Raw genomic sequence first — 22,220 nt, forward strand, 5'->3', positions numbered from 1 at the left:
CTATCCTAGTTCTGCACGTTGGCAGGAATGTTGCCGTCAATCCATAATCGAAGCACTTCATCCAGCTCCAGGGAACGGGTCTGAATAAACGGTATGCCTGCAGACTGCAGGATCTTCTCCACTTCCAAGCATTCCGTCGTTATAAAAGAAATCGTAGTCGTTGTCTCTTGTTTGTAACTCAGAATACCCGGCAGCTCCTCGACAATGAAGGCATCCCCTTGTATCCAGCACTCCTTCCAGTTATCCAGCAGCGAGTCCTTCTCCACCATCCCCAGCAGCTTCCCATGATGAATGAGAATGACGTAATCCGCCAGACGCCGGATTTCATCCACCACATGGGTTGAGAGCACGATCGTTGTGTCCATGGACTTCATCACTTTGTGCAGCTGGTCGATCATCAGCTTCCAAGCAAAGGGATCGAGACCGGAAGAAGGTTCATCCAGCAGCAAGAACTTGGGCCTTGGTGCAAGTGCAGCGGCGATCTCGAACTTGCGTCGTTCCCCTTTGGACATCTTGCGCAGTTTTACGCCCCGCGGGACATCGAACCGGGATAGCAGCTCATCGAAAAAGTAACCGTCCCAAGTGTCATACCATGATGCGCGAAAGCTTGCCGCTTCATCCACCGTCATATGCTGTTCCTCTACGCTCAGCTGTTCGGGTACGAATCCCATTTGTTTTCGAATGGAGATCGGAAGCTCTCTGGGGTAAGATTCACCGAACCAGATGATTTCCCCTTCGTCCGGAAACACGGTCTGCATCATCATGTTCAGAAGCGTGCTTTTTCCCGAGCCATTAGGTCCCACCAGGGCAACAATATATCCTTGAGGGATCGAGAATTGTATCGGACCGATGGTTTTTGTTCTCCGTCGTTTAATGACATTACGAAATTCAATGATATGTGGTTCCATGGCGTGTTAACGACCTCCTTTTGCGTCATATTTTTCCCGGACAACTTCGATGAACAGTTCTTTCAACTCATCTTCGTTAATTTGAACGGCAAGTCCTTTATCGACGGCAATCTTTAATGCCTCAATGACCGCATCGCGTTTATACTGTTCACGGGCCTGGTCGCCGACACCGGCAACGAAGGTTCCCGTACCTTGTCTCGTTCGCAGCAATCCTTCATTCTCAAGATCCTGATACACCCTGCGTACCGTAATGACACTGCAGTTCAGATTCCCGGCAAATTCCCTAATGGACGGCAATAGCGTTCCCTCCTCAATCTGACCGCTAATGATTAGCGAGCGCAGCTGTGATTCAATCTGGTGATATAAAGGCTCTGCGCTATTTTCATTAATCTGAATCGGAATTCGCACCTTTTACCACCTCGCTTTTCTCTTGTACATCAACCCGTGTCATTGCAATGCCATACGGATTCATCTTCATACCCTTCATGATAAATCCCTGGTCTGCTGCCGGGCGTAGGTGAATTTGCTCATAAGCAGCATAGCCCCCAATCCCACAATCAGCGATCCCCACATCACCGGAGATAACAGGCCCCATTTCATGGCGGCTTTCGCTACGAATTCGAATATGCTGTAACCCAGCAAACTGAGCAGAACGGCCGATCCGGCGGTAAGCACCATCACCAGAAGGGAGTTTCTGAAGTATGCCTTGCCGCTGCACATATTTTCCCAGTAAATATAGGGTCCCGTTATTAAAAATCCGATTCCGATCCAAGTCAATACAAATGCAATGTAGCTCGGGATGTCAATTGCGTCCCTAATATGGTTGCCTATTGCATACACGATTCCAAATAACACGATGCCGTTTATGGTAAAAGCGATCAGCGAGTTCATGAGCCGGCTTACGAAGATGGCCGAGGCCGGAACCGGTATACTCCGGTAAAAATACAGCATTCGGGTGTACGAATCCTCGTTCAGATAACGGAAAGATCTTCTGCTGAAGAGGAACCCCAACAACGGAGCGTAGAACACCAACATAAAATCAGTAAATGGATTGATGTACTCATCCAAATGTTCAAACTGATTGTCTATGATAACGCTGGTGGCAAATCCCATATACACCATGAACAGCATAGTCCATAAAATTTGCAGCTTGTCGCTTGCGAAGTCTTTCTTTACGATCTTCAGCGCATTATGGATAACTTGTTGCAACGCGTCTCACCCTTTCATTTCTTCATGTATTCATTTCAATATCATCGCAGTTAAGTTTCACTGTGCTTAGTGTGATTACTGTGCTCACTGTGTATATCTTTATACACAGTATATAGTGTGTATATAAACAGTGTCAATAGTAGTATTAAAAAAACACCCGTCAGAGGTTTCCTGCCGGGTGTCACGTTTCCCTGCTGCGGCTCATTCAAGTGCTTCCATGTAAAAGGGGAGTGTAGCCGCGGAGGAGACCTGGCGTTCGCCTTTGAAACCGGGAAACGTCCATCTCATCTAATCCCAGTTTCCTGGTTTCAACAGCGACCGGAGCGGATACACTCCCCTTCCCCTGCCCTCACACTCTCTAAGCACCTGTCCGAGGCTTCCTGACGGATGTCACTCCCACAAGGCGGCTCATTCAAGAGCTTCCCTGTACCAGGGGAGTGTAGCCGCGGAGGAGACCTGGCGTTCGCCTTTGAAACCGGGAAACATCCACCTCGTCTAATCCCAGTTTCCTGGTTTCAACAGCGACCGGAGCGGATACACTCCCCCACCTCTGCCCTCACAAATGAGCCGCCCTGTCCAATAAAAAAACACCCGCCAGATTCCTCTGACGGGTGTTCTCCACGCTTACATTCCAAATATCACTTTCCATACAGGCTGGGTATGCCCGCCCGGATATAACAGGTACAGCAAGGTATACACGGCTACGCCGGTAATGGCGGTAAAGAACCAGATGATTGACGTGACTCTGCCCCATTTGCGGTGCTTGGAATACTTCTCCTTGAAGCCGAGGGTCAATGTCGTAATCCCGAACACCGCTGCTACGGTAGCCAGCACAATGTGGAAGATCAGAAATACCTGATAGTACGGTTGCAGAGCATCAGGACCACCCCATGACGTATTCCCGATGAATACGGTGCGCGAGGAATAGATGATAAAGAAGATGACGGCTGCGACGGCCGCCCAGATCATCACTTTCTTGTGGGCTTCGCGCTTCCCCTTAATGATTAGACCCCAGCCAATCGCTACCAACACGGCGCTGATGACAATAAACGTTGTACTGACCGTGGGAAATATAAAAAACCAATCCATATGGATCCCCCTTCAATAATCCCCTTACGCCTGATTGAGCTTGCCGGGAGGAATCTCGCCAGGCAAAGGATCGTCTTCCTGATTTTCTCGTTTGTACCAATGAAAGAACACATAAGCTAGCATCGAGGCAAAAATAATCTCTTGGAAAAACTTCATGATGATCCCACCGACCCGCTGGTCAATCGCAGGCTCCAGATAACCGAAGAACTCAGGTCCGCCAAATTGGCTAAGCAATGCCGAGGTATCGCCAGCTACGCAGTATCCCATTGCCTTCGCCCATACCACCGGATCGCTGTACGTTGCGTACATCGGCTCGCTCGAGAATATAATGAGCGCACACGCCGGAGTTAACAATACCATGTTGAGAAAGATGTATCCCATTTTCAAAAGACCTGAGGACTTGTCCTTCTCCGGAATCGGGTTAATGATAGCCCACCACATCAACAGTGAGGCGATGAACAGGATCAAATAGTACAAACGGTGCACCCAGAAGTTCAACATGACAAAGTCATGGATAACCGGGATGTGATAAAAAGAAAACAAGCCATTAAACAGAACCGCTGCAACGATCGGACGCGCAAGAAAACCGAGCTTCTTAAACGGGTTGACCTTATCGAAGGCACGCCACATCCAGACAGGAATACCCAGAATCAAGAGCGGCATCGCCATTAAATAGGACATGGCCATACTGACCATATGAAACGAGAACATCGTATGCCCCAGCAGTTCAATAGGTCCACCCTGCGCAAGATAGAACGTAAGCATACCGCCTACAAACAGTGTTTTCCTTCCTGCGGAAACTGGAGCACTCCCTTCGAATCTACTGCTCAGCGGCCCTGTCAACAGGAAGTAGCCTGCTGTTACGAGCAGCATAAATGCCAGGAACAAGGGACTCCATTTATCTGCAAAACTAAAATATTCTAAGCCCAGCATGCAAAAACCTCCCCTTAACGGGTTAAATTCTGTCGAAATTGTGACACCTTCCTACGATTTAAAAAAAGAGGGGGCTGAAGAGCCCACCTCTTTTTCATTTTACCACCAAACCCAGAACAGTGCCATGACAATACAGGTACTAGCTACGAAGAAGCCGCCAATCATAAACAGGATTGGCATTAGATGCCCTTTGTCCTTCAAGTGCATCCAGTAACCCATTTGCACGAACACCTGCAACACAGCCATAACCAGCAAAATGATGATTGTAAATGCTGTGTTGATGCCACCGGCTGCGACAGCCGCAAAAGCAATCGCAGTCAGAACGATCGAGAAAATAAAGACAACAATGTGTTTCTCAGGGCCTTCCACACGATGGCGGTGTTTTACTGTAGGCCCCTCATTAGATTGTTGATTCGCAGTCATTCCTTAGCCCACCTTTCCAAGAAGGTATACGACCGAGAAGATGAACACCCATACAACGTCGATAAAGTGCCAGTACATGGCAGAAACATATACCTTAGGTGCTGTAACTACGGTTAACCCTTTTCTGTACAGCTGAGCGATCAACAGGCTGATCCACACAACCCCGAAAGCGACGTGGGCACCGTGGAAGCCAACCAGCGTATAGAATGCAGACGAGAATGCACTCGTCTTCATGTTAAACGATTCATGCACAACATATTCATAGAACTCATAAATTTCAAGGCCAAGGAACCCAAGACCTAGAACAACGGTTACGATCAGCCACAACTTCAGCTTCTCGATATTGTGACGGTGGAGCGCTTGAATAGCGAACACACTGGTCAAGGAACTGACAAGCAATATCAACGTTGCCGCTGCCGTAATCGGCAGCGAGAACAGCTCTGCTGCTGTTGGGCCTTCGTTGTTCTGTCCGCGAAGCGCCAGGAACGTTGCAAACAACGTACCGAAGAGCACGGCCTCTCCACCGAGGAAGAGCCAGAAACCAAGAACCTTATTACGGCCTTCGAGTGTTGCCTTCTCCGGCTCGTGAGGAAGTTCGCCGTTTACATGTTCAGCGTGACTCATGCTTTACCCTCCCCTTCCAGTTCTTCAACTTCGATGTGATATCCATGATCATCGTACAGGGAACGAGCGATCATTGCCGCGAACGTAATCAGAAGACCAACAATCAGAACGATATATTTATTGAAGATTAAGCTCATGAACGAATTTGAGAAGTCCTCCGTGCTAAACATGAAACCAAGACCCGCGATAAACAGACCCAGTGACATCACAAACGGAAGGATACTTGGCGAAGGCATGTGGATCGGACCAACCGGTTCGGATGGTGTCATCTCTTTATTGCCTGCCATCTTCTCTTTCCAATAAGCGTCAATGCCGCGAACAAGCGGAATTTGCTTAAAGTTGTACTCTGGCGGTGGAGAAGGAATACTCCACTCGAGCGTACGGCCATCTTCCCATGGATCGGCCGGAGCACCAACCGGTTTTCTCGAAGTGATCACAACGTTTGCCAAGAAGGCCAAAACGCCGATCCCCATCAAGATTGCGCCGATGGTACTGATAAAGTTAAGTTCGTCAAAATTCTGATTCGGCAGATAGGAGACAATCCGCCGCTGCATACCGAGCAATCCAAGGAAATGCTGTACGAAGAATGTCAGATGGAAGCCGATTGCGAACAACCAGAACGTCCATTTGCCAAGCGTTTCGTTCAGTACGCGACCGAACATTTTCGGCCACCAGTAATGCAAACCGGAAAACAAACCGAATACCAGACCACCAACGATAACATAGTGGAAGTGAGCTACAACAAAGTACGTATCATGGAACTGGAAGTCTGCAGGAGCAGATGCCAGCATGACGCCGGTAACCCCACCCATAACGAAGGTCGGTACGAAACCGATCGCGAACAGGTTTGCACTGGTAAAGCGGATTTGACCGCCCCACATCGTAAAGAGCCAGTTAAAGATTTTGATACCGGTAGGAACGGCAATCAACATCGTTGCGATGGAGAAGAGCGCATTCGCTACAGGTCCAAGACCTGTCGTAAACATATGGTGAGCCCAAACCATGAAGCCCAAGAAGGCGATCAGGATGGTTGCAAATACCATGGAGCTGTATCCGAACAAACGTTTACGGGAGAATGTCGGAATAACTTCTGAAATAATACCGAATGCCGGCAAAATCAGAATGTAAACTTCAGGGTGACCAAAGATCCAGAAAATATGCTGCCACAATACGGGGCTACCGCCAGCCGCAACATCAAAGAAATTGGCACCGAGCAAACGGTCAAAGCTAAGCAATACGAGACCTACCGTAATTGCAGGGAATGCGAACAGGATCATGGCCGATGTAATGAAAGCCGTCCATGTAAACATTGGCATTCTCATGAAGGACATTCCAGGTGCACGCATCGTTATGATGGTAGCCAGGAAGTTGATACCACCGATCAACGTACCCAGACCTGCAATCTGAAGACCTATGGTATAAAAGTCTACACCGTGCGTGGACGAGTAGTCATTTGTGGAAAGCGGTGTATAGGATGTCCAGCCCGCATCAGGCGCGCCGCCCATAATCCAGCTAAGATTGAGCAAAAGTCCACCGAACAAAAACGTCCAAAATCCTAGCGAGTTCAAAAATGGAAATGCGACGTCACGCGCACCGATCTGAAGCGGAATAACCGCGTTCATCAAGGCGAAGATAACGGGCATAACGCCAAGGAAAATCATTGTCGTTCCGTGCATTGTAATCAATTCGTTAAATACTTGAGCCGATACCAGATCGTTCATCGGCTTGATCAGCTGCAAGCGAATCAGAATCGCTTCAATACCGCCAATCCCGAAGAAGAAGCCGCCCGCTATCAGGTATAATATCCCGATTTTCTTGTGGTCAACGGTTGTAAGCCAATCCATTAACCCCGTGTAGCGTTTGACGCTATGGCTTTGAGCATGAGCGTGAGCCAAGGTTTGTACCCCCTTTTAAAGTTCTTGCTGCTGTATTAATAATCCAACTTATAATTGGCCAAGTAATCGGCGATCTGCTCGATTTCTTCGTCACTGAAGCCGAGATCCTTCGGATTAGGCATCGTGTTGCCAGGTTTTACAGCCTGAGGCTCCATCAGCCATTCCACCAGGTTGTCTTTTGTCGGCTTCGTGCCTGGTTTGCCGCTTATGTCGTTCAGCAAGATACTCGCAATCGTCTCACGTGATCCAATGCCGGTCAGGTTAGGACCCATGGCTCCGCCTTGGTCGCCCACAGCGTGGCAAGAAAGACAGTTGGTCTTGAATTTCTCGGCGAGTGCCGCATCGGCAGGAAGCACAGCAGGTTCTTTAAATGCCGCAACCCATTTGTCAAATGTCGCATCGTCAACCGCTTTCACCCGGAATTCCATGAAACCGTGAGAAGGACCGCACAACTCTGCGCATTTACCAATGTATGTATCTGCTTTGTCAGCAACCAGAGTCATGTAGTTAACGCTGCCTTCTGTGTTTGTATCCATCTTGCCGCCGAGCGATGGTACCCAGAAGGAGTGAAGCACATCATTCGTTTTTAATTGGAAAGCAATTTTCTTGCCTACAGGAATAACCAGCTCTTGAGCGGTTCTTACGCCGTAGTCTGGATAATTAAACTCCCACCAGAACTGATGAGAAGTAACTTCCACCTTAACTGCATCTGGATTGTTCCAGTCGTTCTCTCCGTAAGCAAATACCTTTTGAATAGTAGGAACTGCAAGCACGAGTACCAAGAGCAGCGGAATCGCCGTCCAAATAATCTCCAGCTTATGGTTACCTTCTACTTGCTCAGGAATTTCATCTTGTCCCTTCTTTCGACGGAATTTAACAAGCACGTATGCGGCGATTCCAAATACCACAACCATTACGACGATCATAATCGAAATGGAGAGCTTAATTAAATCCAGTTGACCTTGTGCTACCGGACCTTGTGGTCTTAAGACCGACAAATCCTCTCGGCCGCAGCCGGATAACACCAAAGCAAACATGGCCATCAAAGGAAGAAGACGCTTTACAGCCTGCCACCGTTTCATCATTGATCTACCCCACTTTTCCGATTTTCGTAGACTACCATCCGGCGCAAACAGCGGTAATCTACCTGCACAATCACGGATGAAGTAATCCTGTCAATTAAAGCAATCACTTATTAAATATAAGTTCATGGGTTGCTTTTGTCAATCATTCACAGGGAGTTCACAAATTGTTCGAAAAGTCGTCAAAGTCGCGCCATTACTGATTTTGCAATCGCTTTCAAACCGTATTCACCATCCCGCGACCCATCATTCGACATTCTTCACACCCTGTCAGGGACAGCCTTCATAGCTATATATACAGTCATTTCCGCCTTTTTGAATCTATATGCAGCCGCCCCTCATTTATCTGAACACACATGACATAAGGAGGTCTCCTTCAAAAAGCCCTGATGCCTCGCGAAGAAAACCTCCTATTATTATGGTATATTTTTCGGCATCTTAATCCGTCAAGATAACAGCTTCTCCACGCGTAATAGCAATCGTATGCTCATACTGGACGCCAACCGATCCGTCCGCACTGGAAATGGTCCAGCCGTCATCCCCCCAGAACACGGCACCCGAGGGGCCCAGAGTAAAAACGGGTTCGATGGTAATGACCATTCCCTCTTTGAGTTTAAGTCCCCTTCCTGGAATGCCATAGTTCGGGACATCAGGCGGCTCGTGGATAGCGCGGCCGATGCCATGACCGACAAGCGACTTGACAATCCCGTAGCCTTCCCTTTCGGCAACCTGCTCAATGGCATAACCTACGTCGCCCAAGGTTGCGCCGTGCCGAGCAGCCTCGATCCCTTTAAACAGCGCTTCATGGGTATGCTGCATCAGCTGGTTTACTTCCCTTGAAACCTGTTCTACCGCATAGGTCCAGCCAGAATCCGCCAGCCACCCGTTCTTATTTACCACCATATCAATGGTCACAACATCCCCGGATTGCAGCGGCTGCTGATCAGGGAATCCATGGCACACCACCTCATTGACCGAAGCACAAGTGGCGTATGGAAATCCTTTATATCCTTTTTGCTCGGGCAAAGCCCCATTCTTCTCCAAAAATCTCTCGACCCTGGCATCGATCTCGCTCGTTGTGATTCCCGGTTTGATGACCTTCGCTATTTCACGGTGACACGCAGCCAATATACGTCCCGCCTCGCGGATATATCCGATTTCTTCCTTCCGTCTGAGCTGTGTCCTCACATTTGTCCACTCCCTTATATCCTTATCGGATCGATTGCTAACAATATATGTAGGGACAGATGCAAAATTCCCCCAGGAAATAGACTTTCCGAGGAGATGAGTCTGTTCACTTAACCGGGACTGGCAAACGCGCAAAAAAACCGCTTTCGGGACATTTGCCCCAAAAACGGTTTAACCATAAACTCTAAATGGTTCATATCATTAGTCATTAACAAGGTGAAGATGCGATGCGTGTTGGTTATTTCTATAGACCAGGTGCTATTACAGGTTACGAAACGGAGGAATTCAGCTTGCCAAGTTCATGCTCAACAACAAGTGTAAGCTCTTCTTCATAGCCCCCCATAATATGGTACTTCCGGACATACTCCTTTACAAATTTTTTCGGATCTTTAGGCCGGAAAATTCGTGTCATTTCCCGCAGACTTTCCTTAACCTCATTGTGACCTTTCGTTGCCATGATGGATCCCTCCCAAAACGTGTGGAATAAAATTACTCCGTTTAAAGAGAATGCCGAAAAGATCTACCTCATTAAGTTGAAGCCATATTGCAGTTCTTACGGTGACCATTAGGTTGATATTCAGCAACTTACCAATGCACCTGACACTATACATACCCTAACAGCATGCAACTGAATCATTAATATATTATATCATATTCTTCTGTTTGTTTCATCTTTCCCAAAAAATGTTTTTTGGTACTATGTTTTTTTACCAGGTCATCCTTTTTCCCCGGATTGGTTAAAATACATTCAAACGAACCTCCCGCGACTCCAGAAGTCAGCGAATATCACAAATGGATACGCAGAATATCATATTCTAGATACAAGGAGGCCTACAGCTCATGCCGAACTCACAGTCTATCCTGCATTCCCCTGTCGATTTAGGATCACCTATTCCTGCCGCTGAGCCCCATGAGGCAGGGCTGCACCTCGATTCGCTTGATCAGGTCGACCTGATCATTCAGAAACAATATCCGAAAATGCGCAGCTTTCTCCTGCTGCATGCCGGCAAACTCATCTACGAACGCTATTACAATGGTCATGGCGTTTCCTCGCTGAACGATCTCAGGTCCGCCACCAAGAGTTTTACGTCAGCGTTATGCGGCATCGCCCACTCACACGGCGAATTACCTGATTTGAATTCCTCTGTAATGGATATCTTCCATCGATATGTTCCTGAACGAGCCCATCCGCTATTACACAAGGTTTCCCTTCATCATCTGCTGACAATGACCTCAGGCTTTGCGTGGCAAACCGGTAAAAAGCTAGGGGAGCCGCTCATTCACCGATTCCACCGCAACCGGAAATGGACGAGCTTCGCGCTATCCCTCCCTGTCATGGAACAGGAAATGGGCCTCTTTCAATATCGGAGCACGGATTCCCATCTGCTCTCCGTTGCCATTAGCGAGGCTACGGGAATGGATGCTTACGCCTATGCCAGACAATATTTATTCGAGCCGCTCGGCATTCGCCATGCCGCCTGGTCCCCAAGTCCCGAGGGCCACAGCATGGGTCACGTCGGCCTCTATCTCACCTCCCGCGACATGGCCAAATTCGGTCTTTGCTGCCTGAATGGGGGACGATGGCAAGGCACCACACTCATCCCGGAATCATGGCTTAAGCAAGCCCTCGCTCCGCAGGTCAAAGGTTATCCCGCCTTTGGAGATTACGGATTTCAGTGGTGGACCGGCATTCAGAACGGGACTCCCTTCGCGCTTGCACACGGCCATGGAGGACAGCAAATCTACCTTTTTCCCCAATTGGATACGGTTGTCGTATTTACTGCCGACAGCAAGGTCAGCCGCTGGAAGAACCCACGCTCTCTGCTGGAGCGCTATATTCTTGATGACTTAAAGTCAAAACCTGCTGCATCACCTTCAGGCAGCTGACAGATCATCCTTTGGCCGCCCCTACTACACTTAGGAGCATTCGGTTCTTTCCCGAAACCGTAATCTGACTTACTTACAATTTCAGCGGATAGTACCTCCTCTTTCTGGTTACTTTATGCGATATGAATCATTTCTAAAATCAAGCCTGAGAGGAGCATGCGACATGTCCGGAAAAGACAAGGATCTCCACCCTATTTCGCGAGAAGAGGTTGAAGTAGACGGAACATACACGAATGAATGGGGACGGGAGGAATATTTAAAACGCGGCGAGGAATTTCCGTTCGATCCGCAGAAGGGCTCCACAGAGTGGCGGCTGGCGGAGTATGATTTTGAAAACCACCATCGAGGCATGACAGACGAGCGCCTGGTTCCAAAAGAGAAAGGTCCTGATAAACAAGTTAATGCCGAATCACCGCTGCGCCATGATGTGCATGTAGACTAAAGCCTTTGTATATCGGCAGTGAAGAGATGATTCATCAGATCTGCTTATAAAAAAGGGTGATAAGACATGCGAAAATCGAAACGGCTTCTGCTATGGCTGATCCCGATCACCGTCGTAGGGGCCTTATGGCTTGCTGCTAATATTGTGGAGCCGGAATACGCCTATATACCGCCTGCACATAAATTGGAGAATACTACGCAAATCCAAGCCCAGCAAACGGGTTTCATTCGCCAATATGATATCTGGGGCAAGACGCTTACGGTTCCCGGTACCGCCCTGAAGGATCAGGACCCCCGCTTAACAGCCGCCCATGGCGCCGTTGAGGTGACAAAAGAACTGCTTGCCCTAGGGCGTCGCACACTGTATGAGGAGTCTTTTGGCAATGAAGTATTCTTAACTGATATTGTGGGAATCATCGGCGGGCCGATGAAACTGAATAAAATTACAAAAGCCCTCGCCGAGTTAAAAGGACGCGGAACAACCAATTTGCGCGTAGAACTCGATCAGGATGTAACGATCGGAGGCAGGACCTACCGCAAGGGGGATAAGATTGATACCGGCTTTGACGTAGCCAAAGGCGCCTATGCCCCCGTTGGCGTCACATTTAAATATGCCGAAGGCAAAGCTCGCATCGGCGTTAGCTGCATGGCCTGCCATGCAACCGTCAACCGTGAAACGGGAATGATCGTCGAGGGCGCGCCCAACTCCGATCTGAACCTCGGTTTAATGCTGGCACTGGCCCCGAATAGCGCGGCATATTTTACCCATACGGACATTACCAGCCTGGTGGATTATGTAAGGAACGAGCAGCGCACGATTGTAAACTCCAAAGGAAAAACCGAAGCGCTGCCGGATCCCGCCCTGCTGGAAAAAGCCGTTGACGAAAATCTGATCAAATGGATGCCCGGCACGTTTGATACAACCGTGGATCTGGTCAGTGACCTGACCCAAATTCCCGATATGTTTACGAAGGGCGATCATCCATACAGTTGGAGCGGCTTCGCTGCCGCGGGTCCCTTCAAGGGACTTAGCACCTTCAGCAACAATGTTCACGCCCAGAACACGGATACCTTGAGTCAAACCGAGGTTAGTGAACCGATGTGGGGGATCGACAAAGAGATTTATGTGGGCACCGTTTTGCAAAATGCAGCCCATCGCAAGTTTCGCTATGATCCGGGCAGCGGGCTGAAGCCCACCGAATTTTTTAACCGGCTGGATCCCAATCCCGGAACTCCCGGCGTGAATGAGGTTGTTAAGATTCCGAATTTCCCGAAGGTTTCAGCCATCGCACCGAACGGGCTGTACATCAGCTCGCCGGGCTTCAAAGCCGGGGAGCAGGTGAACGCCATGTCCGCCTATCAGAATACGATCCGTCCGCCGGAAACGGATACCAAGGATATTTCCGATGCCAAGACGATCAACCTCGGAGCGGAAGTATTCAAAAAAGCGCAATGCATCACTTGCCACGCTGGTGACTTCTATACGAATAACCGCGTTATGCGCGCGGCTGAAATCGGTACCGAGCCCGCAAGAGCAAAGGCTTTTCAGCGCACGCAGAATGCTTTTGGCGATGCGGAGTTCTACCCGCCCGACACGCCTGTCCCAATCCCTCCAGGTGCCAAAATAACCAAAATCCCGCTGGATGATATCGACCTGGAGCAGATCAAGTTGGGCTTCGGCCATACATCGGGCGGCGGTTATAAGGTCAAAGGGTTGATCGGTCTTCGCTGGTCCGCACCGTATTTACATGACGGCGGCGTAGCGGTCGGGCCTAAGCTGACGCAAACCGGCGTATCGCAGACCCTTATGAAAGGGATTCACCCTGACCCTTACAACAGCCTGAAAGCCCTGATAGACCGTAAGTTGAGACTGCAGGTCATCGAGGCGAATCGCAAGGATTCAAGACTGAGAGACACCCATGTCACCGGTCAGGGACATGAGTTTTGGGTGGACGAAAGCAGCGGGTTCACGCAGGAGCAGCAGGATGCTCTCGTGAAATATCTGCTGCAATTGAAAATGAAATAGTTCGGGATTTAACCATCATACTTTGTCCCATCGGCTCATAAGGTAAGGTATAAAGCTTGCCCTACCCCAGAACCGGTCTAAGACAAGGAGTTGATGAGATGTCCCCTTTCAAATCGTCCACAGGACTTCCCGAGAATCTGGCCGCTACGCTGTGCTATTTTTTTCCCATGGTCGGAGGAATTCTGTTTCTTTCATTAGAAAAGAGAAGCCGCTACGTCATATTCCACGCGCTGCAGTCCTTGCTGGCCTTCGGCATCCTCGCCGTCGCTCACCTGCTGTCGAGCGCGGTGCCCATCATCGGCCTTCTGGCCTCCGCCCTTCTGGCGCTGGTCGGCGTCTTGATGTGGCTGGTGCTTATGGCAAACGCCATTCAGGGAAAATGGTTCAAGCTGCCCTGGATCGGCAATATTGCAGAGAAACAAATGCAGCGCGTCTAACGCTTATACATCACGTAAAACGGCTGCCTCCATTCTATGGAGGCAGCCGTTTTTGGTTGGAACGAACGGGACCAGTATCAAAGGAAAACCGTCTATCGACGTCCTGTCTGCAGAAGCCAAACCGCTAGTTAAGGAAGTTTTTCTTACGATCTAAGGAGGTTAGCCTCTGAGATTGTTACTTTAACTAAAAAACAGCCGGAGGTCCGGCTGCTTACAGTGGGCATTGGTTATGCAGCATGCCCTTCTGCGGTATCACCTTGCTCTGTATGAGTGGGCTTCGTATACTTCAAGCCGTTAAAGATCAGGTTCAGCACAATCGCGGTCAAGCTGCCGGCCACGATGCCGTTATCGGCAAGAATGCGCAGGTTGTCAGGCAGACTTGCGAACAGACCCGGCACGGTTGTTACACCAAGGCCCATGCCGACAGAACACGCAATAATGAACAGGTTCTCGTGACGGTTAAGGTCTACTTGATCTCCTAACATCCGAATACCGGAAGATACAACCATGCCGAACAGGGCTACCATGGCCCCACCGAGAACCGAAGTCGGTACAAGCTGCGTCATGGCGGCAATCTTCGGAACGAATCCGATCAATACAAGCAAACCGCCTGCGACTACGATGACGTCGCGCGTCTTCACGCGGCTCATCTGAATCAGGCCCACGTTTTGAGAGTATGTGGTATAAGGGAACGAATTGAAAATACCGCCTACCACAATCGCAAGACCCTCCGCACGATAACCACGGGACAGATCCTTGGAGGTAATATCGCGATCCACGATTTTGCCAAGCGCCATAAATACGCCCGTCGATTCGGCAACGCTGACAATCGCCACCAGAATCATCGTCATGATCGGAACGATCTTAAACTCCGGCGTGCCAAAATAGAATGGCTGCGGAGCACGGAACCAGCCGGCTTCGCGGAGCGGGGTTAAATCCACTCCACCGTAGAATGCGGCTACCACGGTGCCTAGAATAAGACCCAGAAGAACCGATATCGAACGCAAGAAACCTTTGGCAAACCGATTCATGATAATAATGAAGGCTAGAACGCCGAAGCCAAGGGAAATGTTCAACGCGCTGCCAAACTCATCCCCTGCACTTTGCCCACCACCAAGGTCAGTTAAAGCTACGGGAATCAGCGTCAGACCGATAATCGTAACAACGCTCCCTGTAACGACAGGCGGGAATACCTTAATTAGCTTACCGAATAAACCGGAGAACAGAATGACAAATAAACCGGAAGCGATAATCGCTCCATAAATAGCTGACATGCCGTGCTGCTGTCCGATAATGATCATCGGACCTACCGCTTGGAACGCGCAGCCGAGCATGACCGGCAGGCCGATGCCGAAGTACTTGTTGCCGAATACCTGCAGCAAAGTAGCGACCCCGCATGCCAGCAGGTCGATGGCGATGAGATACGTCAGCTGCTCCGTCGTTAAACCGAGTGCACCACCGACGATAAGCGGTACGATGATAGCCCCTGCGTACATTGCCAATACATGCTGCAAACCCAGTGAAAAGGTTTTGCCCGGACTCCGATTTTTATCGAAAATCGGTTCTTGCACCGCTTGTTTCTGTTGTTCCATGGCTTCTTGATTCCCCCCAATAAATTGTTAGCTTTCGTTCTATGCGAATGTCACTACGCCATCTTCAAGTGATGCAATCCGTACGAGCGATTCTACCCGATAACCCGCTTCGGCCAGCAAGCGTCCTCCCGGTTGAAACGCCTTTTCAATAACGATCCCGATGCCTACCACCTCTGCACCCGCCTGCTCGACAATTCGGGCAAGCCCGAATGCCGCCTCGCCGTTGGCAAGGAAATCATCCACAATCAGCACTTTATCGCCGGGCTTGATGAATTTCTTCGCGACCGTAATCTCGTTCGTCTCCTGCTTGGTGAAGGAGTACACCTTCTCCACAAATATATCCTCACGGAGCGTCAGCGACTTCTGCTTCCGTGCAAAGATGAGAGGCACTTCCATCTCAAGGGCGGTCATAATGCCGGGCGCGATGCCGGAGGATTCAATGGTCAATACACGATTCACTTTCGCTTCCTTAAACAGTCGCGTAAATTCCTTACCTACCTCTTTCATCAATACCGGATCCATCTGGTGGTTCAGGAATGAATCCACCTTCAGTACCTGTCCGCTTAATACAATGCCTTCCTCTTTCACCTTGTTCTGCAGTAATTGCATGATGCTCCCCCTTAAAATTTGTTCACATTCCAAGCAAAAAAGCCCACTTCCTCCTTCACCGAATCGCCGGGAAAGAAACAAGTGGGCGTAAGCAGCAAAAACGCACCGTTAGCCAACCGGTCAATCGACCTGGCTTGTCCGCTGCTGCTATAACCCGTAGTCCAATCATTTCCGGTGATCGGGTAGAGACATGCAGGCCAATTCCTGCACCTATACGAGAAAATGTATGATATCCGAATTTCTTAGAATGCTTACGATAAATGTTATATTTCCGAATGAATGAAGTATAACGCATTCCCCATGAAAAAATAAAGTGAAAATTTACGGAAATAATAAACTGCTGGTCAATTAAAACGAATAAGAGGCCGCCCCATAAGTTTTATGGGACAGCCTTTCTAGAGCATTAACTTGTAGGTATAACTTCAATTATCCATTCCAGAGGATCACCAATGGACTGGGGTACATCGCCGCTTACATCAACGAGCTGGATTCGTAGCGTATACGTTCCGACATGAGCTTGCTGCCAGCGGAACAGGATATCACTCCCATTCCCTTCCAGATCCATTTCCCCGACCGTTAAACCTGCGTTCACCCGGTATACCCCTTCACTATCGGGAGCGACGATCTCATACCCGGGTTCCGTCAAGGTGGTTACAGATTCATGCAGCTTCATCCGGAATCCGAGTACGCCCAGACTTACCGGCTGACCATTATCATCGAGTATCGTCAATTCATAGCCTACCTTGGTGTCCTCGCTCAGTCCGTACGCTTTGGAATAAAAGCCCCAATACATATCAATGGCTGCCGGAAACGGGCCTTCGCCAATGAATTCGAATTGCGAGAAAGGGCTGACCTGGATGGAACGGACACTTTCTCCAAGCACAGTCAATTGGCCTTCTTTGACCTCAAGCAGTTCGATCTTCTCCGTATAACTTCCGGAATCCAGCAGTTCGGCATAGAACTCCAGCGGAGTATCCGGTGAAGCCATCTCGCTTAACTTAAAGCCGGTACCTTCAACTGACTGCAGCATAAAGCTTCCCTCTGCATTGGATTCCACCGTCTGCTCGCCATGACGGACAGGGAGTCCAACAACCGGACTTCCATCCCTTGTCAGCGTCACCCTGACTTGAACTTCCAGATCATCGGCAAAGCCTTTCGTTTCAAAATGAATGGATCCAAAATAATTGTCTGGACGTGCCGATAGTTCACCGCTCATATCATCGCTATATATGACCTTTACAGAACGATCAGGTAACGGCGGCTCCGGCTTGGGAGGTTCCGTCACCGGAGGCTCCGTCACTGGGGGCTCAGTCACAGGCGGACTGGTTACAGGCGGCGATACGCCGCCTCCTGATCCCGTGCCACCGCCCGGACTAACCGGCGTCGGCTGCTGAGCGCCTTTCTCCTGCTCTGCCGCTTTCTTGCCCTGGAGAAACCGTGCCTTCTCCTCTGCGCTTAAAGATTGAAGAAGCTGCTCTTCGGCCTTCTTTTTCATTTCTTCCTGTGCTTTCCTGTTAGCTTCATCCTGCTGTTTCTTCTGCTGCTCGAGCTTAGCCAGCATATCGCCGAGATGCTGCTGCAACTGCTCCATCCGATCCTGCTGCTGCTCGAGCTTCTTTCTTTCCTCGTCCTGTTGGCGCTTCAGTGCTTCCAAGCGCACCTGCTCCAGTGCAGGGTCGAGTCCAGCTGTTTTATCCAAGTCTTTCACTTGGCCAAGATCAAGTTTCTTGCCCGAATCCGTGTTTGCTTCTTTAATCAGTTTATCCAGTTCCTCTTTGCTTACTTTTTTCTTATCCAGGGTCTCTTTGACGATGTTTCCGATGAGGTTATCCAAATTATCTGCGACTTTTGACAAATCATCCGGAGATTTAATATTCAAGTCCTGGGTGCCGTTTCCGCTTTGTCCGGACTGTAACTCTTGCCGCATCTTCTTGAGGAGCTCCTCGTTCTCCCGGTCGATGTCGTTCTTATTCTTAATTAGCTGCGCAATGACTTCCAGCGAGGCATTCCCTATCAAATCCTCAATATCGATAAATTGTACAGGGGACCGTCCCTCTTGCGAACCGCCTATCGAAATTTGCTGCGTTGGACTAATGGTTATTGGGCCTGATGGCTGCATGGAACCGTCTTTGCCTGTCGGCGTCACTGTACTCGTGACTTTCCCGCTAGCCGTTGCTACGGTTGTCGCTCCCGTTAATGGATTAACCGTGATTATAAAGTGCGTGCCTCGCACGCTATTCGTCACATAACCGGACCGTACTTCGAAACGATCCGTCGACCGGGTCAAGTCGGTGACATCATAATAAGCTTGCCCGGCCTCTAAATTCAGTCGAGTCACGTTGGAGATGCCAACCTTGCGAAGCTGCTCGGCAGCCAATCTTGTGTTATTACCTAATGTGATGACATCGTCGGTATCCAAAAGCCGTAGCCTCGCGCCTCCTATGCCAGAGCCGGTAACCATTTCATCGCCTTCACCCAGGATCATTCCCTTGTAGGCATCTACCTGCGCATACCCGCCGTAACGTATCTTGGCCGAACCGGTGATTTCCACGATCTGCATGCGTCGGGGCGTAAAGTTCGAAGTGCTGAAGCTAACGTCCCCCTGCTTTATTTCTCGTTCAGCCAAATCCCGGATGATAACCAGCTTGTCACCGGCGTTCCACTGCACATCTTTCCCCAGCAGTTCTGCCACCGTTCGAAGCGGAGCCATCATCTGGTCATTCGCAATATACGGCTTAATTCCAGCCTCTACCCTGGTAACCTCTTCTCCTGCCTGTTTCCGGGTCATATATTGACCTCCGGCTTGCAGCGTGATCACATCTTCGCCTCGAGCCAATGTTAATTCCTTATTCTTGGCATGATAGCTCATACGATACCCGAGCAGCTTGCCTATCGTTATGACGGGCACCACCATCTGCCCCTGTTGAATAACAGACAAGTCACCCAGTACGGTTACCTGATCTCCGTAAGCAGCCGTGATCCCTTTTCCTGCTTGCCATGCTTCGGGAGCTTTGTATCCGGACCATACCCGGACAGCCCCGTTGCGTTGATCCGCAATAAATAGTGCCCCGTCGCCCGCAGCCAACGAAATATCGGCTGGTGATTGGAACCGGGTTTCACTTTCAATTCCATCCACGTAGCCACCGATCCCGCCTGTCAGGGTGGTTACATACTCCCCTTTCAATTGACGAACAGCATGATTACGGGAATCTGCAATGAGAAGCCCATCGTCCGCACTCCATGTCAATCCCCGGGGCGAGTTGAAGCGTGCTCCATTCGAGGCTCCATCCTGATAACCCGGATCGCCGTATAAAGAATCCTTATCGTAGTAGCTGGATGATGGTCCGCTGCCTGCAGCCGTTGATACGGTCCCCTTCCCAAAATCGATGTAGCGAATGACGTGATTGCCCGAGTCGCTGACATACAAATTGCCTTTACCATCAAGCGCTAGCCCTGCCGGCTCATTAAATCGCGCTTCCGCAAGCGAACCGTTCTTATAGTCTCCCGCCAACGCGACGACACCAGCCCGGATTTGGACAGCACGCGTGGATGGGGCCCCAATCGTCGTCACTTCCCCGTCTGGCGAAATCCGCCGGATGACGTGGTTTAAGGTATCCGCCACATACAGAATGCCATCCTTGGTAACGGCGATATCCTGCGGCTCATGGAACAGGGCATCTTTAGACTTACCGTCTTTAAGACCCATAAGACCGCTGCCCGCTAAGGTAGTCACTTCGCCATCTTGATCGATTTTACGAATCGCATGATTGCCTGAATCAGCTATGTACAATTGTCTGTTTCCATCCACCGCAATCCCGGACGGCCGGTTAAAAAAAGCACGCTCTCCCTGTCCGTCCAGCAGACCGCCGATCGGGAGTCCTCCGCCGTCCCGCTTGTAGGATAAGGATGCCCCTGCAAGAATGGTGCTCTCCCCGTCCTTTATCCTGCGAATGACATGATTCTCCGTATCGGATACAACAACGGAGCCATCCGGCAGCCAAGCTACGCTCCCTGGTTGCCGCAGTCCTTCTGCAGCCAGTGACGAAGATAGGCCAGCCACATGATCGGGCCCTCCTGCAACCGTAACCGATTGACCTAAAGGCATCCCGTTGCTGTTCTTAAGCCCCTCCTTAACCACGATGGGTGCCGCGGATACCATCTCAATTGCCCCGGTTCCCGCTAATCCGCTTCCAACTAGGGCAGCGGCTATTGCCAATATTCCAAGCTTCCTGCACGGAATCGATCGCAACCCGTTTACCTCCCTACACTCAATGTGTATATCTAGCAAAGATCATACAATAATCCGATCCTTTCTGGATACAATATTTTCCCCAAATACCTGACATGAAAAAAAGCCACCTCACAGGTGGCTCATCCCTCAATATCATCTATTGAAATGTAACATGGATCTGGACAATTTCGGAGCGGGAACCCAGACGAATCGGAGGTCCCCAGAAGCCGTAACCCGAGGACACGATGGAATGCATCCGGCCTTTTTGCAGATACCCCCAATCATTCTCGAACATGGCCTGCGTAATCAGATGCGCCGGGAATACCTGCCCGCGGTGCGTGTGCCCAGAAACGATAAGGTCTACGCCCTGCTGCTGTGCTTCCTCCAGGGCATTCGGCTGATGATCGAGCACAAAGATCGGCTTGGATAGATCGGCCCCATCCATGATCGTGGACAACTCGGCCCGCTCCTGATCCTGTTTATCCCGTCTGCCAACCAGCGTCAGGCCCTCGACCGTCAATTTCTCATCATACAGCACGGTCATGCCGCTATGTTCAAGAGCCTCAATCAGATCCGGCATTTCGCCTTCGAATCGGTCATGATTGCCAAGCGAGGCATACACGCCATACCTTGCCTGGATACCGGTCAGGATCTGATCGATCCCTTGGCTAAGATAGGCATCCAGATCGTCATCGATGATATCGCCAGGGAACAATACCAGATCCGGCTTTAAATCATTAATCTCCTTCACCAAACGCACAGCGTGGGCTTTACCTGACAGGACGCCGAAGTGCATATCGGACGCCATGACAATATTCAGCTCCTCAAATGTGCCGGCGTCCTTGTCCACGTGAATATCATATGCGCGAACCGTTGGACTATAAGCATTAAAAGAACCGAAGCCGATCACAACGACCAATAGCACCAACACGATAAATCCTGCCGCCTTCTTCAGGCCCTCTCTTCGCAATGCCGTCAATCTTAGCAGCCACAGCATGATGTGCATCAACGGGAGCAGGATGATCAGGACATAGAAAATAGCCATCCAATACGATCCTATCACGCTCAGCACTGTGAGGTTACCGAAGAACCGTCCTGAAACAAACGATGTCGATACTACGGTCAGCACGACTATGTATATCCATTTGAGCACAATGGACGGACCCGGTTTCATCCAGCTCCATACGCTTCGGCCAATATAATAAACCAGCAAGCCGTAAATCAATAATGCTGCGATTCCTGCAAAAATAAACATCTCCATCCCCTTCCGTACATCCATTATAACAAGCGGGTTTTGCAAATCCCAGCGGATGTCAGCGGAAGGCAGATGGGTTTATTCGTTACAAGCCCGTGCGTTGTTTAGGCAGCAGCTCGTTCAGCAGCGATTTCAGATTGCGGTCTTCCGTATATTTTTCTTGACCCATATCGAGTTCGTTCACACGTATATAAGTATAACTTTCCGCGGGATTCTCCGGTTTAAATAGAAGTTCATCATGCGAGTCAGGTACCACCTTATACTCCATTTCATGAAACATATCGAGCAGCTGCTGACCTGTAGGATTCTCTCCTTTATCAACAAAAATCAATCCTCGGAGCTTCTTGGGTCCTTCCTTATGTCCCACTGTAAAATGAACGATGCATTCCAT

General features: G+C 49.8%; 20 protein-coding genes and 1 riboswitch. Of the genes, 4 read left to right on the forward strand and 16 right to left on the reverse strand.

What is annotated here, in order from left to right; translation table 11 throughout:
- Positions 1-5: 5 nt before the first annotated feature.
- From M4D81_RS25145 to M4D81_RS25195, 11 genes are all read right to left on the reverse strand, one after another.
- A complete protein-coding gene (locus tag M4D81_RS25145) occupies positions 6-908 on the reverse strand; it encodes an ABC transporter ATP-binding protein (protein ID WP_260068446.1) in 903 nt (300 codons plus the stop codon).
- Positions 909-914: 6 nt separating this feature from the next.
- Complete coding sequence (locus tag M4D81_RS25150; protein WP_260068447.1) at positions 915-1,316, reverse strand: GntR family transcriptional regulator; 402 nt, start codon at positions 1,314-1,316, stop codon at positions 915-917.
- A gap of 75 nt (positions 1,317-1,391) precedes the next feature.
- Complete coding sequence (locus tag M4D81_RS25155; protein ID WP_260068448.1) at positions 1,392-2,117, reverse strand: hypothetical protein; 726 nt, start codon at positions 2,115-2,117, stop codon at positions 1,392-1,394.
- A 624-nt stretch (positions 2,118-2,741) separates the two neighbouring features.
- Positions 2,742-3,206 carry a DUF420 domain-containing protein gene (locus tag M4D81_RS25160; RefSeq protein ID WP_260068449.1) on the reverse strand — a complete coding sequence of 155 codons (465 nt, stop codon included), beginning with the start codon at positions 3,204-3,206 and terminating at the stop codon, positions 2,742-2,744.
- A gap of 24 nt (positions 3,207-3,230) precedes the next feature.
- Complete coding sequence (gene ctaG, locus M4D81_RS25165; protein ID WP_071222060.1) at positions 3,231-4,139, reverse strand: cytochrome c oxidase assembly factor CtaG; 909 nt, start codon at positions 4,137-4,139, stop codon at positions 3,231-3,233.
- A 99-nt stretch (positions 4,140-4,238) separates the two neighbouring features.
- The gene (locus tag M4D81_RS25170; protein ID WP_071222061.1) at positions 4,239-4,562 is read right to left on the reverse strand and encodes a cytochrome C oxidase subunit IV family protein; all 324 of its coding nucleotides are present in this window, start codon (positions 4,560-4,562) and stop codon (positions 4,239-4,241) included.
- A 3-nt stretch (positions 4,563-4,565) separates the two neighbouring features.
- Positions 4,566-5,186 carry a cytochrome (ubi)quinol oxidase subunit III gene (locus tag M4D81_RS25175; protein WP_009590523.1) on the reverse strand — a complete coding sequence of 207 codons (621 nt, stop codon included), beginning with the start codon at positions 5,184-5,186 and terminating at the stop codon, positions 4,566-4,568.
- Complete coding sequence (gene ctaD, locus M4D81_RS25180) at positions 5,183-7,030, reverse strand: cytochrome c oxidase subunit I (protein ID WP_397376779.1); 1,848 nt, start codon at positions 7,028-7,030, stop codon at positions 5,183-5,185. The genes M4D81_RS25175 and ctaD overlap by 4 nt, the downstream gene beginning before the upstream one ends.
- Positions 7,031-7,116: 86 nt before the next feature.
- The gene (coxB, locus tag M4D81_RS25185) at positions 7,117-8,166 is read right to left on the reverse strand and encodes a cytochrome c oxidase subunit II (protein ID WP_071222063.1); all 1,050 of its coding nucleotides are present in this window, start codon (positions 8,164-8,166) and stop codon (positions 7,117-7,119) included.
- A 435-nt stretch (positions 8,167-8,601) separates the two neighbouring features.
- Positions 8,602-9,351, reverse strand: a complete 750-nt coding sequence (gene map / locus M4D81_RS25190) for a type I methionyl aminopeptidase (protein ID WP_260068451.1) — start codon at positions 9,349-9,351, stop codon at positions 8,602-8,604.
- Positions 9,352-9,619: 268 nt separating this feature from the next.
- Entirely contained in the window at positions 9,620-9,808 is a 189-nt protein-coding gene (locus M4D81_RS25195; RefSeq protein WP_006208082.1) for a hypothetical protein, read from the reverse strand.
- A 383-nt stretch (positions 9,809-10,191) separates the two neighbouring features.
- Here M4D81_RS25195 and M4D81_RS25200 point away from each other — a divergent pair, with 383 nt between their 5' ends.
- The 4 genes from M4D81_RS25200 to M4D81_RS25215 all read left to right on the forward strand — a co-directional run bounded on the left by M4D81_RS25200 (position 10,192) and on the right by M4D81_RS25215 (position 14,142).
- Entirely contained in the window at positions 10,192-11,238 is a 1,047-nt protein-coding gene (locus M4D81_RS25200; RefSeq protein WP_260068452.1) for a serine hydrolase domain-containing protein, read from the forward strand.
- A 163-nt stretch (positions 11,239-11,401) separates the two neighbouring features.
- Positions 11,402-11,680, forward strand: coding sequence for a transposase (locus M4D81_RS25205; RefSeq protein WP_071222066.1), 279 nt, complete (start codon positions 11,402-11,404; stop codon positions 11,678-11,680).
- A gap of 66 nt (positions 11,681-11,746) precedes the next feature.
- Entirely contained in the window at positions 11,747-13,705 is a 1,959-nt protein-coding gene (locus M4D81_RS25210; protein WP_260068453.1) for an electron transport protein, read from the forward strand.
- A gap of 98 nt (positions 13,706-13,803) precedes the next feature.
- Positions 13,804-14,142 carry a DUF4870 domain-containing protein gene (locus tag M4D81_RS25215; RefSeq protein WP_071222068.1) on the forward strand — a complete coding sequence of 113 codons (339 nt, stop codon included), beginning with the start codon at positions 13,804-13,806 and terminating at the stop codon, positions 14,140-14,142.
- 227 nt (positions 14,143-14,369) lie between these two features.
- Here the strand turns inward: M4D81_RS25215 and M4D81_RS25220 are convergent, their stop codons facing one another.
- The 5 genes from M4D81_RS25220 to M4D81_RS25240 all read right to left on the reverse strand — a co-directional run bounded on the left by M4D81_RS25220 (position 14,370) and on the right by M4D81_RS25240 (position 22,220).
- Complete coding sequence (locus M4D81_RS25220) at positions 14,370-15,734, reverse strand: nucleobase:cation symporter-2 family protein (RefSeq protein WP_260068454.1); 1,365 nt, start codon at positions 15,732-15,734, stop codon at positions 14,370-14,372.
- A gap of 39 nt (positions 15,735-15,773) precedes the next feature.
- Positions 15,774-16,343, reverse strand: coding sequence for a xanthine phosphoribosyltransferase (locus M4D81_RS25225; RefSeq protein WP_260068455.1), 570 nt, complete (start codon positions 16,341-16,343; stop codon positions 15,774-15,776).
- 137 nt (positions 16,344-16,480) lie between these two features.
- A riboswitch (purine riboswitch) is annotated at positions 16,481-16,581 on the reverse strand.
- 165 nt (positions 16,582-16,746) lie between these two features.
- Positions 16,747-20,592 carry a stalk domain-containing protein gene (locus M4D81_RS25230; protein ID WP_260068456.1) on the reverse strand — a complete coding sequence of 1,282 codons (3,846 nt, stop codon included), beginning with the start codon at positions 20,590-20,592 and terminating at the stop codon, positions 16,747-16,749.
- 139 nt (positions 20,593-20,731) lie between these two features.
- Positions 20,732-21,829 carry a metallophosphoesterase gene (locus tag M4D81_RS25235; protein ID WP_260068457.1) on the reverse strand — a complete coding sequence of 366 codons (1,098 nt, stop codon included), beginning with the start codon at positions 21,827-21,829 and terminating at the stop codon, positions 20,732-20,734.
- Positions 21,830-21,914: 85 nt separating this feature from the next.
- Positions 21,915-22,220 carry a hypothetical protein gene (locus tag M4D81_RS25240; protein ID WP_201259421.1) on the reverse strand — a complete coding sequence of 102 codons (306 nt, stop codon included), beginning with the start codon at positions 22,218-22,220 and terminating at the stop codon, positions 21,915-21,917.

It is taken from the genome of Paenibacillus sp. p3-SID867 (genome assembly GCF_025142895.1).
GTDB lineage: Bacteria > Bacillota > Bacilli > Paenibacillales > Paenibacillaceae > Paenibacillus_AQ.

What these genes read in the sequence shown, in the direction of transcription:
- M4D81_RS25145 (WP_260068446.1), bottom strand. Translation starts at nt 908, where the DNA reads ATGGAACCACATATCATTGAATTTCGTAATGTCATTAAACGACGGAGA.
- M4D81_RS25160 (WP_260068449.1), bottom strand. Translation starts at nt 3,206, where the DNA reads ATGGATTGGTTTTTTATATTTCCCACGGTCAGTACAACGTTTATTGTC.
- ctaG (WP_071222060.1), bottom strand. Translation starts at nt 4,139, where the DNA reads ATGCTGGGCTTAGAATATTTTAGTTTTGCAGATAAATGGAGTCCCTTG.
- M4D81_RS25170 (WP_071222061.1), bottom strand. Translation starts at nt 4,562, where the DNA reads ATGACTGCGAATCAACAATCTAATGAGGGGCCTACAGTAAAACACCGC.
- M4D81_RS25175 (WP_009590523.1), bottom strand. Translation starts at nt 5,186, where the DNA reads ATGAGTCACGCTGAACATGTAAACGGCGAACTTCCTCACGAGCCGGAG.
- ctaD (WP_397376779.1), bottom strand. Translation starts at nt 7,030, where the DNA reads ATGGATTGGCTTACAACCGTTGACCACAAGAAAATCGGGATATTATAC.
- coxB (WP_071222063.1), bottom strand. Translation starts at nt 8,166, where the DNA reads ATGATGAAACGGTGGCAGGCTGTAAAGCGTCTTCTTCCTTTGATGGCC.
- M4D81_RS25195 (WP_006208082.1), bottom strand. Translation starts at nt 9,808, where the DNA reads ATGGCAACGAAAGGTCACAATGAGGTTAAGGAAAGTCTGCGGGAAATG.
- M4D81_RS25200 (WP_260068452.1), top strand. Translation starts at nt 10,192, where the DNA reads ATGCCGAACTCACAGTCTATCCTGCATTCCCCTGTCGATTTAGGATCA.
- M4D81_RS25205 (WP_071222066.1), top strand. Translation starts at nt 11,402, where the DNA reads ATGTCCGGAAAAGACAAGGATCTCCACCCTATTTCGCGAGAAGAGGTT.
- M4D81_RS25210 (WP_260068453.1), top strand. Translation starts at nt 11,747, where the DNA reads ATGCGAAAATCGAAACGGCTTCTGCTATGGCTGATCCCGATCACCGTC.
- M4D81_RS25215 (WP_071222068.1), top strand. Translation starts at nt 13,804, where the DNA reads ATGTCCCCTTTCAAATCGTCCACAGGACTTCCCGAGAATCTGGCCGCT.
- M4D81_RS25220 (WP_260068454.1), bottom strand. Translation starts at nt 15,734, where the DNA reads ATGGAACAACAGAAACAAGCGGTGCAAGAACCGATTTTCGATAAAAAT.
- M4D81_RS25225 (WP_260068455.1), bottom strand. Translation starts at nt 16,343, where the DNA reads ATGCAATTACTGCAGAACAAGGTGAAAGAGGAAGGCATTGTATTAAGC.
- M4D81_RS25235 (WP_260068457.1), bottom strand. Translation starts at nt 21,829, where the DNA reads ATGTTTATTTTTGCAGGAATCGCAGCATTATTGATTTACGGCTTGCTG.
- M4D81_RS25240 (WP_201259421.1), bottom strand. Translation starts at nt 22,220, where the DNA reads ATGGAATGCATCGTTCATTTTACAGTGGGACATAAGGAAGGACCCAAG.